Annotated in this window: 9 protein-coding genes; 2 read left to right on the forward strand and 7 right to left on the reverse strand. The window is 65.9% G+C overall.

All coding sequences use genetic code 11. The features are described 5' to 3' along the window. Positions 1-12 precede the first annotated feature (12 nt). The 7 genes from ACRQ5Q_RS25845 to ACRQ5Q_RS25875 form a co-directional block, all read right to left on the reverse strand. Complete coding sequence (locus ACRQ5Q_RS25845; protein ID WP_439374891.1) at positions 13-717, reverse strand: ABC transporter ATP-binding protein; 705 nt, start codon at positions 715-717, stop codon at positions 13-15. Further along, positions 714-1,505, reverse strand: a complete 792-nt coding sequence (locus ACRQ5Q_RS25850; RefSeq protein ID WP_439392705.1) for an ABC transporter ATP-binding protein — start codon at positions 1,503-1,505, stop codon at positions 714-716. The genes ACRQ5Q_RS25845 and ACRQ5Q_RS25850 overlap by 4 nt, the downstream gene beginning before the upstream one ends. Next, positions 1,502-3,391 (reverse strand): ABC transporter permease, encoded by a 1,890-nt coding sequence (locus ACRQ5Q_RS25855; RefSeq protein ID WP_439392706.1) that lies wholly within the window; start codon positions 3,389-3,391, stop codon positions 1,502-1,504. Before ACRQ5Q_RS25855 ends, ACRQ5Q_RS25850 begins: the two co-directional genes overlap by 4 nt. 199 nt (positions 3,392-3,590) lie before the next feature. Further along, entirely contained in the window at positions 3,591-4,793 is a 1,203-nt protein-coding gene (locus ACRQ5Q_RS25860; RefSeq protein ID WP_439374888.1) for an ABC transporter substrate-binding protein, read from the reverse strand. 79 nt (positions 4,794-4,872) lie between these two features. Then, on the reverse strand, positions 4,873-5,457 hold the full coding sequence (locus ACRQ5Q_RS25865) for an amino acid synthesis family protein (protein ID WP_439374887.1): 585 nt from the start codon (positions 5,455-5,457) through the stop codon (positions 4,873-4,875). 15 nt (positions 5,458-5,472) lie between these two features. Further along, positions 5,473-6,369, reverse strand: coding sequence for a UPF0280 family protein (locus ACRQ5Q_RS25870; RefSeq protein WP_439392707.1), 897 nt, complete (start codon positions 6,367-6,369; stop codon positions 5,473-5,475). Then, on the reverse strand, positions 6,366-7,823 hold the full coding sequence (locus ACRQ5Q_RS25875) for a 6-hydroxynicotinate reductase (protein WP_439392708.1): 1,458 nt from the start codon (positions 7,821-7,823) through the stop codon (positions 6,366-6,368). The genes ACRQ5Q_RS25870 and ACRQ5Q_RS25875 overlap by 4 nt, the downstream gene beginning before the upstream one ends. A 240-nt stretch (positions 7,824-8,063) precedes the next feature. Here ACRQ5Q_RS25875 and ACRQ5Q_RS25880 point away from each other — a divergent pair, with 240 nt between their 5' ends. Beyond that, the gene (locus ACRQ5Q_RS25880) at positions 8,064-8,546 is read left to right on the forward strand and encodes a (2Fe-2S)-binding protein (RefSeq protein ID WP_439374884.1); all 483 of its coding nucleotides are present in this window, start codon (positions 8,064-8,066) and stop codon (positions 8,544-8,546) included. Further along, positions 8,546-12,067, forward strand: coding sequence for a molybdopterin cofactor-binding domain-containing protein (locus ACRQ5Q_RS25885; protein ID WP_439392709.1), 3,522 nt, complete (start codon positions 8,546-8,548; stop codon positions 12,065-12,067). The genes ACRQ5Q_RS25880 and ACRQ5Q_RS25885 overlap by 1 nt, the downstream gene beginning before the upstream one ends. Positions 12,068-12,134 lie beyond the last annotated feature (67 nt).

The following is a 12,134-nucleotide window of genomic DNA, read 5'->3' on the forward strand; positions in this document are numbered from 1 at the left end:
TTCCCCTTGCCTTCACAACGACAGATGCGCGTCGCGGATGTCCGGACGCGCGTCGAGCTCGGCCATGGTACCGCCGAAGCAGATGCGGCCGCGCTCGATGATGTAGGCGCGATCGGAGATCAACCGCGCGAAATGCAAGTTCTGCTCGGAGACGACGATGCTGACCCCCTCCTTCTTCATGGTCAGGATCGCATCGACCATCTGTTCCACGATCTTCGGCGACAGGCCCTCCGAGGGCTCGTCGAGCAGCACCAGCGACGGATTACCCATCAGCGTGCGCGCGATGGTCAGCATCTGCTGCTCGCCGCCACTCATGCGGCCGCCCGGGCGGTTCTTCATCTCGCCGAGATTGGGAAACAGCGTGAACAGTTTTTCGCGCGTCCAGTGCGGCGCGTTGGGCCGCTTCGGCTGCCGGCCGACTTCGAGGTTTTCTTCCACCGTCAGGTCGGTGAAGATGCGCCGCTCCTCCGGCACGTAGCCGAGGCCCTCGCGCACGATCTCGTGGGTCGGCTTGGCCGAGACGTCCTTGCCCTCGAACATGATGCGGCCGGAGCGCTGCGCGACAAGGCCGACGATCGAGCGGAACGTCGTCGACTTGCCGGCGCCGTTGCGTCCCAGCAGCGCCACCACCTCGCCCTCGCCGACCTCGAAGCCGATGTCGAACAGGATATGCGCCGGGCCGTAATGGCTGTTGAGGTCCTGCACCGTGAGCTTCATGCCGAGGGCCCCTCGCGATGGCGGGCATCGTAGACGAGGCCTTCGCCGAGATAGACCGCCTGCACCTGCGGATTGCCGCGCACTTCGGCTGGCGCCCCCTCGGCGATCAGCGTGCCGCGGTTGAGCACGATGATGCGGTCGGCATGCTCGAACACCACGTCCATGTCGTGCTCGGTGAAAAGCACGCCGATCGACTTCTCACGCGCGATCTGCGCGGTCAGCCGCATCAGGTCGACGCGCTCGCGCGGCGCCATGCCGGCGGTCGGCTCGTCCATCAGCAGCAGCTTTGGCTCATTGGCGAGCGCGACCGCGAGCTCGAGCCGCTTGAGGTCGCCATAGGCGAGTTCGCCGCAGGGACGATCGGCGTAGCCGCCCATGCCGACCAGCTCGAGCAGCCGCCCGGCCTCGCCGCGGTCGAAATTCGGCGCCGAGCCGAAGACATTATACAGCTGCTTCCCGTGCGAGATCAGCGCGACCTGGACGTTCTCACGCACGGTCATGGTGGCGAAGGTCGCGGTGATCTGGAAGGTACGCCCGACGCCCATCCGCCAGATCTCGCGCGGCTTCTTGCCCGTCGTCTCTTCGCCGAGCAGGCGGACATGCCCGCTGTCAGGCTTGTTCTGGCCGTTGAGCATGTCGAAGCAGGTGCTCTTGCCCGCGCCGTTCGGACCGATCAGCGCCAGGATCTCGCCGGCGCGCAGCGAGAACGACACGCCCCGCACGGCATGGATGCCGCCATAGGATTTGGTCAGGCCTTCGACCGCGAGAAGTGGGGGTGCAACGCTCATTCGGCGGACTCGATCGGCTTGGCAAGCAAGGGGGATCCCGGCGGCGATGACTTCCTGCGGCGCTGCGCCAGCATCTCCAGCATGCCGACGATGCCTTTGGGGAAGACGACGACGATCAGCACGATGAAGCCGCCGAGCACGAGTTTTGACAGATCAGTCTGGCTGACCAGCCAGATGTTCAACGCCTTGTAGACGATGGCGCCGATCACCGCGCCCGATACGGTCTCGACCCCGCCGAGCAGCACCATGACCAGCGCATCGACCGAGAGCGATATGCCGAGGTTGTCGGGGAAGACGCTGCCCTTGAGATAGGCGAAAAGCGCGCCGCCGATGCCGGCGGTGGTGCCCGCGATCACGAAAGCGGTCCACTGGATGCGCTTGGCGTCGATGCCGATGGCCTCGCTGCGCAGCGCCGAGTCGCGCGTGGCGCGGAGCGCATAGCCGAATGGCGAGAACACCATGACCCGCAGCGCGATCGTGACGAGCGCGGCGACGCCAAGAGCCAGCCAGTAGAAATGCGACGGGCTCGCGGCCCATTTTTCGGGCCACACGCCGAGAATGCCGTTGTCGCCGCCCGTGACGCTCACCCATTGGAACGCGATCGACCAGACGATCTGCGCGAAGGCCAGCGTCAGCATCGCGAAATAGACGCCGGAGAGCTGCACGGCGAAGAAGCCGAACACCGCGGCGCCCATGCAGCCGAGCAGCGGCCCGAGGAGCAGGCACACGATCATCGGCAGCCCCGCCATCTTGGCGAGGAAGGCGATGCCGTAGGCGCCGAGGCCGAAATAGGCGGCGTGGCCGAACGAGGCGAGCCCGCCGACCGACATCAGGAAATGCAAGGAGACGGCGAAGATCACGAAGATCGCGATCTCCGAACCGACGGTGAGCGCGTAGTTGCCGGCGAACAGCGGCAGCGTCGCCGCGATGACGAGCGCCGCGAGCGAGGCCAGCCGCTCGTTCGACGTCAGCGGACGCCAGGGATTGACGGTCAGACCCGGCGTCTTGCGCGCCGCCGCCTCCGGCTTGCCGAACAGGCCCCAGGGCCGCACGATCAGCACCACCGCCATCACCAGGAAGACCAGGATGATGGAGATCTTCGGGAAGATCAGGATGCCGAAGGCGTTGAGCTCGGAGACCAGAACCGCGGCGACGAAGGCGCCGACGATGCTGCCGAGGCCGCCGATCACGACCACGACGAACACCTCGACGATGATGCGCAGGTCCATGGCGTGATGCACGGCATCGCGCGGAATCTGGAGCGCGCCGCCGAGGGCGGCGAGGAAGACGCCGACCGCGAACACCGATGTGAACAGCCATTTCTGATTGACGCCGAGCGCTGCGACCATGTCGCGGTCCTGCGTCGCCGCGCGCACCAGCACGCCCCAGCGCGTGCGCTGGAACAGCAGCCAGAGAATGCCAAGCACGACCGGGCCGAGCACGATCAGGAACAGGTCATAGCTCGGGATGTTCTGGCCGAAGAAATCGATGGCGCCCTTGAAGCCTGGCGCGCGGCGGCCGACGAGATCGTCGGGTCCCCAGATCAGCACGACGAGATCCTCGACCATCAAGGTGAGGCCGAAGGTCGCGAGCAGCTGGAATAGTTCGGGCGCATGATAGATGCGGCGCAGCAGCACCATCTCGACCAGCACGCCGATCAAGGCCACCGCCAGCGCGGCCAGCACGATGCTGCACCAGAACCCGAACGCGCCGGAGAGGCGCTCCGTCAGTGTGAAGGCGATGTAGGCGCCGATCATGTAGAAGGCGCCGTGCGCGAAATTCACGATCCGCGTCACGCCGAAGATGATCGACAGGCCCGACGCCACCAGGAACAGCGACGCTGCGCTGGCGAGACCGGTGAGAAACTGTACGATGTAAAAGGCCATCTTCGGTCCGGGTTAGGTTTGCATGCCGCGGCATGCGAGGCTTGGTTCACCTCCCCCGCTTGCGGGGAGAGGTCGAGTTTGCGCAACGCGCAAATTCGGGTGAGGGGGAGTCTCCGCAGGGCTCACTGTCACCTCCCTCGCGGAGGCTCCCCCTCACCCCGCCCCTCTCCCCGCAAGCGGGGCGAGGGAGAGGAAGACATCAATCCTTCGGCCGCAGCTTCTCGATTTCGGCGTCGCTGGGCAGATAGTCCGCGCCCTTCTTGTAGGACGAGTCCACCATCACGCCCTTGCCGTCCTTCAGCGCGGTCTTGCCGACATAGGCGCCGAGCGTCGACTGGTGATCGATCTTGCGGAAAGTGATCTCGCCGAAGGGCGAGCCCATCGAAAGACCTTCAGCCGCGGCAATCAGCTTCTCCGGATCGGTCGAGCCGGCTTTCGCGAGAATGGCGGCCGCCGACTTGATGGTCTGGTAGCCGACGATCGAGCCGAGGCGCGGATAGTCGTTGTACTTGGCCTGGTACGCCTTGAGGAACGCATCATGCTCGGGGGTCTTGATCGAGTACCAGGGATAGCCGGTCACGATCCAGCCCTCGGGCGTCTCGTCCTTGAGCGGATCGAGATATTCGGGCTCTCCGGTCAGGAAGGAGACGACCTCGCGCCCCTTGAACAGGCCGCGGGTGTTGCCTTCGCGCACGAGCTTGACGAGGTCGGCGCCGAAGGTGACGTTGAGGATCGCCTCGGGATTGGCCGCGGCAACCGCCTGCACCACCGGACCCGCATCGATCTTGCCCTGCGGCGGCCACTGCTCGTCGACCCACTGGATGTCCGGGCGCTTCTCCGACATCAGCTTCTTGAACACCGCAACCGCCGACTGGCCGTACTCGTAGTTCGGCGCGATCGTCGCCCAGCGTTTTGCGGGCAGCTTGGCGGCCGCCTCCACCAGCATCGCGGCCTGCATGTAGTTGGAGGGGCGCAGGCGGAACGTGTACTTGTTGCCCTTGGACCAGGTCACCGCATCCGTCAGCGGCTCGGCCGCGAGGAAGAACACCTTCTTCTGGTTGGCGAAGTCGCTGACCGCGAGGCCGATGTTCGACAGGAACGTGCCGGTCAGCATTGCAACGCCTTCGCTGGAGACGAGCTCGTTGGCTGCGGTCTGCGCATCAGCCGGCTTGCCGCCGTCGTCCTTGGAGACGACGACGAGCTTCTTGCCGTTGATGCCGCCGGCCGCGTTGATCTCTTCCACCGCGAGCTGCCAGCCCTTGCGATAGGGCTCGGTGAATGCCGGCAGCAGCGAGTAGCTGTTGATCTCGCCGATCTTGATGTCCTGCGCCACGGCCGAATGGGCCATACCGCCGGCCAGAAGCGCCAAGGCCGCGCCGACGAAGTAATTTCTTGCTCGCATCCCAACCTCCAATTTTGAACTCGCTTTCCTGAGCATGATCTTATCGGAAGACCGGCTTCCACTTTTCCGGATCATGCCCCTATCTCAGGCCGTCTTCGCCCTTGACTTCCGCAACCGTCAGCCCGCCCACGCGCGGCAGCGGACGGCCGCTGTCGGTCACGGCGACCGCGACCATGATCTCGTTGGCGCGCGGCGCATCGTTGATCTGCACCTCCATGCCGTCGAAATGGCTGCGCACGAAGGCGGCGTCCTTGTGCCCGAGCGGAATATCGAGCGTCGTGCCTGGCCCGCTGCGCTTCTTCGACGAGGGGATCAGTGCAGCGCCCTTGCCCAGAACCTTGCGCACCGGCGCGCCCATCTTGGGGTGAAGGATGGCGGCGGCATGCTCGAGCTCGCCGTTCTCGCCGACCGCTGCGGCCTTGCCATAGCTTTGTGCTTTCGCGCCCTCGATGCCGAGCGCCGCCACCGCGCGTTTGGACAGGAGCTCGCCGAGCTCCTCGCCGATCGCAATCAGCGGCGAGAGATCTTCAACGTATCTTCCGGCAAAGGGATTTTCGATCACGGCGATCGCGGCGGCGCGCCGCGTCGGCGGCGAGACCTGGCGGCCCATCTCCATCTGCGTCTCTTCGACGACGGTGACGATCTTGCGGATGATCGCGCTCATGTTTCGCTTCCCTGTTCAACCATCGACCGCGTTCTCCAGCACGAGCGGTCGCGGTCGTTGCTCTTCTATATCCTTGGTTCCGATCACAAGCATATCACCACAAAGCCTGAGCACAGCCCCCTCGATCAGTCCGCGATCGAACAATCGCCGTGCACATTCCGCGCCAGATTCCAGCGCGGCTGCGATCTCATTGTGAGACAATTCGCCGACATGGCGGGTGACGAGACGCGCGCCGAGATCGCTGTCGGGCTGAAGCTCGCTCGCGGGCTTGCGGATGATGGCGGGATGTCCGGGCAGATCGACGGCATTGGCGATGACAGTGGCGGCCGCATCGGCCTGCGACGCTTTCACCGCAAGCACCGTCACAGCGTCGGCAATGCCGAGCGAAAAGCTGCGGCCATGCCGTCCACTGGTCGCGATCCCGCGCACCGGATCATCCGCGTCAACCCTCACCCTCCGCATCACGCCGCCACGATCCGGCCGGTCCATCAGGCCGACCGAAAAATGCTCGCCCTTGCCGAGATGCAGCGCGATATCGCCGCCATTGTTGACATAGGCCTGGTCGAGCTCCGCGGCGCCAAGCATTGCGCCCAGAATCTCCTCCGCCACGCTACCGGCTACGGCAGCCATCGGCGTAACGAAGCAACCGGAGGCATAGGGCGCGACAGCGGCGTGCATGCGGCGCGCGACAACGCCCTTCAGCGAGGTCTTCTCCTCGGCCGCCGCGCGCAGTCCCGGTAGTTCCGCACAGAGCTCGTCGAGCAGCCCCGTGAAACGCTGCGCCGCAGCCTCATAGGCCGCACGCACGGCGTCCGCGCGCCCCCTCGCCTCGACGATCAGATCAATCGGCCCATCCTGCAAATGCAGCCGCCGACCATCAGCCAGCAATGCGATTTGCGGGAGCCTTGTCATGCCCGAGGTCCCGGGATCGGGTTCTGCCAGGGCAGCTGACGGACATCGTCGCCGTTCTGCACCTCGGAGAGCGGCTTGACGTAGTCCATGTGTCCGCCCAGCGCGGCATAGTCCGTCAGCTTCATCGTGAACTCGATCGGCGCAACCAGCGCGGGCGTGGGTACATAGCCGAACGCGCCAGCCGGCATCTGCGTCACGTCGACCATGTAGGTGATGCCGCCACCCGGCCAGACATAGACCGGCGCACCGCCGCTGGTGACGCGCGTCAGCGCGTCCTTCACCGAACGCGTCAGCCGCACCGGATTGTCCGTGACGCCGGCACGCAGCGAGCCTCCGGCTCCGGCCATGAACAGCACGGTGCACAGCGCCGGCTCGCAATTCTCCTTGATGCGCTCGACGGAGAACTTGAGGTCGGCAGGCATCTCGGTCTCGACCGGATTCAAGGCCTCGTCGAGCACGTAATAGGACGAATGCTCGCCGGTCGTGGACACCATCAGCATGGTCAACCCCGCCTTCGCCTCCTTCTTGTCGAAGGGCCCCAGGATCGAGAGCGGATCGGAAATGTTGGTGCCGCCCCAGCCCGTGCCGGGATCCGCCACCTGGAAGTAGCGGCCGGGTGTCGAGCGGCGGCCCTTCATCTTGATGCCGGTATCGGCGATGTCGAGCAGTTTTCCTGCCTGATGCTCCGAAAGCACGCCGGTGATGTGGTCGTCGACCACGACGACCTCGTCCACCTTGCCGTGCCATTGCTTGGCGAACATGCCGATCGTCGCCGAGCCGCAGCCGACGCGCATGCGCTCTTCTTTCACGCCGTTGACGATCGGCGGCTGGCCGGCCTGCACCATTACGGTCGCGCCGCCGTCGATGGTCAGCTCCACCGCCTTGCAATTGGCGAGATCCATCAGCGTGTCGCAGGTGACACGGCCCTCCTTCTTGGAGCCGCCGGTCAGATGATGCACGCCGCCGAGCGACAGCATCTGCGAGCCGTATTCGCTGGTGGTGACATGGCCGACCGCCTCGCCATGCGCGCGCACGGTCGCGGTCTCGGGTCCGAGATAGCGGTCGGTGTCGATCTTCACCTTGATGCCGCAATAGGAGAAGATGCCCTCGGTGACCACGGTCACCATGTCGACGCCGTCGACCTCCGCGGAGACGATGAACGGCGCCGGCTTGTAGTCGGGATAGGTGGTGCCCGCGCCGATCGCGGTGACGAAGGTCGAGGGCTCATGGACGATCTTGCCGTCCCAGTCTTCCGTGCGGCTGAACGGAACGAGCTTGCCGCCATGCGAGACGGTGCGCTCCAGGATCACATGAGGATCGACGCGAACCAGCTTGCCCTCGTGGTTGGCATAGCGGTCGCAGGCGCCCGCCGCGCCCGGCTTGATGTAGCACATCACCGGACAGGCATCGCAGCGGATCTTGTCGGTGGCAGCGCTCGTTGTTTCCATCACCATGTCGAAAAGCCAGCGGAGACGTCGTTATCATTCGTATACGAACGATGTTGCGCGCGGTGCCCCGGGGCTGTCAAGCGGCGGTGCAGCGCAAAAGATGCCGCTGCCGCATAAAACCTCATTTGCCTATCGGCTCTGTCCACAAAGAAGGCATTCGCGCTGCAGTGCGGCATGCACGGCTTGCACGTTTGTGTACAAACGGTATCGTCGCGAGGTCGAATTTTTGCGGGCTTGGGACCAGGGATGACGCAAACACCGATCCGCCTCACCGTGAACGGCAGGATCCACGAGGTCACTGCAGAGCGCCAGACGCCGCTGCTCTATGTGCTGCGCAACGATCTCGCACTCAACGGCCCGAAGTATGGTTGCGGTCTCGGCGAATGCGGCACCTGTACTGTCCTGATCGACGGCCAAGCTGCGCGCTCCTGCGTGATTCCGGTCGGCGGCTGCGCCGGGCGCGACATCGTGACGCTCGAAGGCCTCGGCACCAGCGACAAGCCTGATGTCGTGCAGCAGGCCTTCATCGACGAGCAGGCCGCACAATGCGGCTACTGCCTCAACGGCATGATCATGACCACCAAGGCGCTGCTCGCGATCAACCCGCGTCCGACCGAGCAGGAGGCGCTGGCGGCGCTGCGCTATAATCTCTGCCGCTGCGGCACGCATGTCGAGATCCTGCGCGCCGTGATGCGCGCATCGGACCAGCTCACCGAGGCCGCAGATTGATGGCCTCCCCTGTTTCGAACGGAGCAGAGCGGCCATCGGGTTCGCTCGTCGTCGCCCGCAGCGTGGACGAGATCACATCCGAGACCTTCGTCCGCATCACCGCGGACGGCTCGGTCACCGCCTATAACGGCCATGTCGATCTCGGCACCGGCATCCGCACCGCGCTGGGCCAGATCGTCGCCGAGGAGCTCGACGTCTCCTTTGCGCGCGTCGTGGTCGTGCTCGGCGACACGGCCGTGGTGCCGAACCAGGGCGCGACGATCGCCAGCGAGACCATCCAAATCACCGCGGTTCCCCTGCGCAAGGCCGCAGCGCAGGCGCGGCACTTCCTGGTCGCACGCGCGGCCGAGCGGCTGGAACTGCCGGCCGCCGACCTCGAGATCGAGGACGGCCTCGTGCGCGGACGCAATCGCAGCGTCAGCTACGGCGAGCTGATCGGCGGCGAGGAGATCCGGCTCGAGCTCGAAGACGACGTCATCGTGAAGCCTGTCGGCGATTACGCGATCGTCGGCCAATCCGTACCGCGGGTCGACCTGCCGGCCAAGGCAACGGGCGAATTGACCTTCGTCCACGATGTCCGCCTGCCCGGTATGCTGCACGGCCGCGTGGTACGCCCGCCCTATGCCGGCGTCGATGCCGGCCCGTTCGTCGGCACCAGCCTGATCGCGGTCGATGGATCCTCGGTGCGCGACATTCCCGGCATCGTCGCCGTCGTGCACATCGGCGATTTCGTCGGTGTCGTTGCCGAGCGCGAGGAGAATGCGATTCGCGCCGCCGAACAGCTCAAGCTGAGCTGGAAGCCGACGCCCGCCCTCACCGATTTAGCCGACGTCGAGACCGCGCTGCGCGCCAATCCCTCGACACCGCGCACGCTGATCGACAAGGGCAACGTCGATGCTGCCATTGCCGGCGCGGCCAAGCCGATGCAGCGCACTTACGTCTGGCCATATCAGATGCACGCCTCGATCGGCCCGTCCTGCGCCGTTGCCGATTTTCAGGACGGCAATATCCGCGTCTGGTCGGGCACGCAGAACCCGCATGTGCTGCGCAGCGATCTGGCGCTGCTGATCGAGCGCCCCGAGAGCGAGATCGAGGTGATCCGCTTGGAGGCGGCGGGCTGCTATGGCCGCAATTGCGCCGACGACGTCACAGCCGACGCATTGCTGCTCTCGCGCGCGGTCGGCCGGCCCGTGCGCGTGCAGCTGACGCGCGAGCAGGAGCATGCCTGGGAGCCCAAGGGCACCGCGCAGCTGATCGACGTCAATGGTGGGCTCGATGCCGACGGCGGCATCGCTGCCTACGATCTCGCCACGCGCTATCCCTCGAACGCCGCACCGACGCTCGCGCTGCTGCTGACCGGCCGCATCGCGCCCGATCCCGCCGTGCTCCAGATGGGCGACCGCACCGCGATCCCGCCTTACGATTACGACCACATGCGCGTCATCGCCCACGACATGGCGCCGATCGTGCGCGCCTCATGGTTTCGCGGCGTCTCGGCGCTGCCGAACACCTTTGCCCATGAATCCTATATCGACGAGGCCGCGACCGAGGCCGGCGTCGATCCGATCGCATATCGCCTGCGCTATCTGAAAGACCCGCGCGCGGTCGATCTCGTCAATGCAGTGGCCGAACGCGCGGGCTGGACGCCGCGACCGGTTCGCGAGGAGAAGGATGGCGAGGTCGTGCACGGCCGCGGCTTTGCCTATGCGCTCTACGTCCATAGCAAGTTTCCCGGCTACGGCGCGGCGTGGTCGGCCTGGATCGCCGACGTCGCGGTGAACAAGACGACGGGCGATGTCAGCGTCACGCGCGTCGTCGCCGGGCAGGATTCCGGATTGATGATCAATCCGGACGGCGTGCGCCACCAGATCCACGGCAACGTCATCCAGTCCACCAGCCGCGCGCTGACGGAAGAGGTCTCGTTCGAGCGCGGTGCGGTGGCGGCGCGCGAATGGGGCGCCTATCCGATCATCCCCTTCCCCGACGTGCCCAAGATCGACGTCTTGATGCTACCGCGGCCGGACCAGCCGCCACTCGGCGTCGGCGAATCCGCGTCCGTGCCGAGTGCCGCGGCGATCGCCAATGCGATCTTCGATGCCACCGGCGTGCGCTTCCGCGAACCGCCATTTACGCCGGAGCGCATCCTCAGGGGATTGCACGGCGAAGCGTCGCCTGCGCCGCAGGCGCTCCGTGCTCCCGCCACGCCACCACCGTCGCGCATCTGGGAGAATCCGTTCGCCAAACGTGTCGGCATTTTCACAACGATCGCCGCCTTCTGTACCGCCGCAATCGGTATCGCCGCCGCGCTTCTGCCCGCGCGCGCCATTGCGCCGATCGCGCGGCCCGATGCATCGGTCTATTCCGCAGCGACGATCGCGCGCGGAGAGCAGCTTGCCGCGCTCGGCAATTGCGCGGAGTGCCACACCAACATTGGCGGCGTGTCCAATGCCGGCGGACGGGCACTTGAGACGCCGTTCGGCACGATCTATTCAACCAACATCACGCCCGACGTCGAGACCGGCATCGGTGCCTGGTCCTATCCCGCCTTCGAGCGCGCCATGCGCGATGGCTTGCACCGCGACGGACGGCAGCTCTATCCCGCCTTCCCCTACACGCATTTCGCGAAGACCAGCGATGCCGACATGCAGGCGCTCTACGCGTATCTGATGACCCAGCCCGCGGTGCGCGCGTCAGCGCCCGCCAACTCGCTCGCCTTCCCGTTCAACCTCCGCCCGCTGCTCGCGGGCTGGAATGCGCTGTTCCACGGGGCGAGCGAATTCAAGCCCGATCCGACAAAATCCGAGGCGTGGAATCGCGGCGCCTATCTCGTCGAGGGTCTCGGCCATTGCAGCGGCTGCCATTCACCGCGCAACGCACTCGGCGCCGAGCAGCGCAACTCCTATCTCGCCGGCGGTTTTGCCGAGGGCTGGGAAGCGCCGCCACTGACCTCGCTCTCGCACGCGCCGATTCCATGGAACGAGGACGAGCTATACGCCTATTTGCGCACCGGCCATTCACGCCATCACGGCGTCGCGGCCGGCCCAATGGCACCTGTTGTCAGGGATCTCAAAGCCCTGCCGGACCAGGACATCCGTGCGATGGCGGTCTATCTCAACTCGTTCAACGACGCCGCGGCCGAGACGCCGGACGCGCTTGCGGCACGGCTGGAACGGGCGACGCAGGTCACCGTCGCCTCCTCCACGAGCGCGCGCCTCTATCAAGGCGCCTGCGCCGTGTGCCATGAGCTGGGCGGCCTGCCGCTGTTCGGCAGCCGTCCCTCGCTCGCGCTCAACAGCAATCTGCACAGCCCGACGTCAGACAATCTCGTGCAGGTGATCCTGCACGGCATTGCCGAGCCCGCCTCGAGCGACCTCGGCTACATGCCGGCCTTCCGGAACAGCATGAGCGACGCACAGGTCGAGGAGCTCGTCACGTTCCTGCGCCAACAGTTCGCACCCGACAAGCCGGCCTGGACCGGCGTGCGCGAGACGATCGCACGCGTGCGGGCGTCTACCCACTAAGACAAGACTAAGAAGACATGTCTGGAAGCTCGCCTGCGGCCATCCTTCGAGACGCCCGCCTGCGGCG

It is taken from the genome of Bradyrhizobium sp. PMVTL-01 (assembly GCF_051861855.1).
GTDB lineage: Bacteria > Pseudomonadota > Alphaproteobacteria > Rhizobiales > Xanthobacteraceae > Bradyrhizobium.

What these genes read in the sequence shown, in the direction of transcription:
- ACRQ5Q_RS25885 (WP_439392709.1), top strand. Translation starts at nt 8,546, where the DNA reads ATGGCCTCCCCTGTTTCGAACGGAGCAGAGCGGCCATCGGGTTCGCTC.
- ACRQ5Q_RS25865 (WP_439374887.1), bottom strand. Translation starts at nt 5,457, where the DNA reads ATGAGCGCGATCATCCGCAAGATCGTCACCGTCGTCGAAGAGACGCAG.
- ACRQ5Q_RS25870 (WP_439392707.1), bottom strand. Translation starts at nt 6,369, where the DNA reads ATGACAAGGCTCCCGCAAATCGCATTGCTGGCTGATGGTCGGCGGCTG.
- ACRQ5Q_RS25875 (WP_439392708.1), bottom strand. Translation starts at nt 7,823, where the DNA reads ATGGTGATGGAAACAACGAGCGCTGCCACCGACAAGATCCGCTGCGAT.
- ACRQ5Q_RS25845 (WP_439374891.1), bottom strand. Translation starts at nt 717, where the DNA reads ATGAAGCTCACGGTGCAGGACCTCAACAGCCATTACGGCCCGGCGCAT.
- ACRQ5Q_RS25880 (WP_439374884.1), top strand. Translation starts at nt 8,064, where the DNA reads ATGACGCAAACACCGATCCGCCTCACCGTGAACGGCAGGATCCACGAG.
- ACRQ5Q_RS25855 (WP_439392706.1), bottom strand. Translation starts at nt 3,391, where the DNA reads ATGGCCTTTTACATCGTACAGTTTCTCACCGGTCTCGCCAGCGCAGCG.
- ACRQ5Q_RS25860 (WP_439374888.1), bottom strand. Translation starts at nt 4,793, where the DNA reads ATGCGAGCAAGAAATTACTTCGTCGGCGCGGCCTTGGCGCTTCTGGCC.
- ACRQ5Q_RS25850 (WP_439392705.1), bottom strand. Translation starts at nt 1,505, where the DNA reads ATGAGCGTTGCACCCCCACTTCTCGCGGTCGAAGGCCTGACCAAATCC.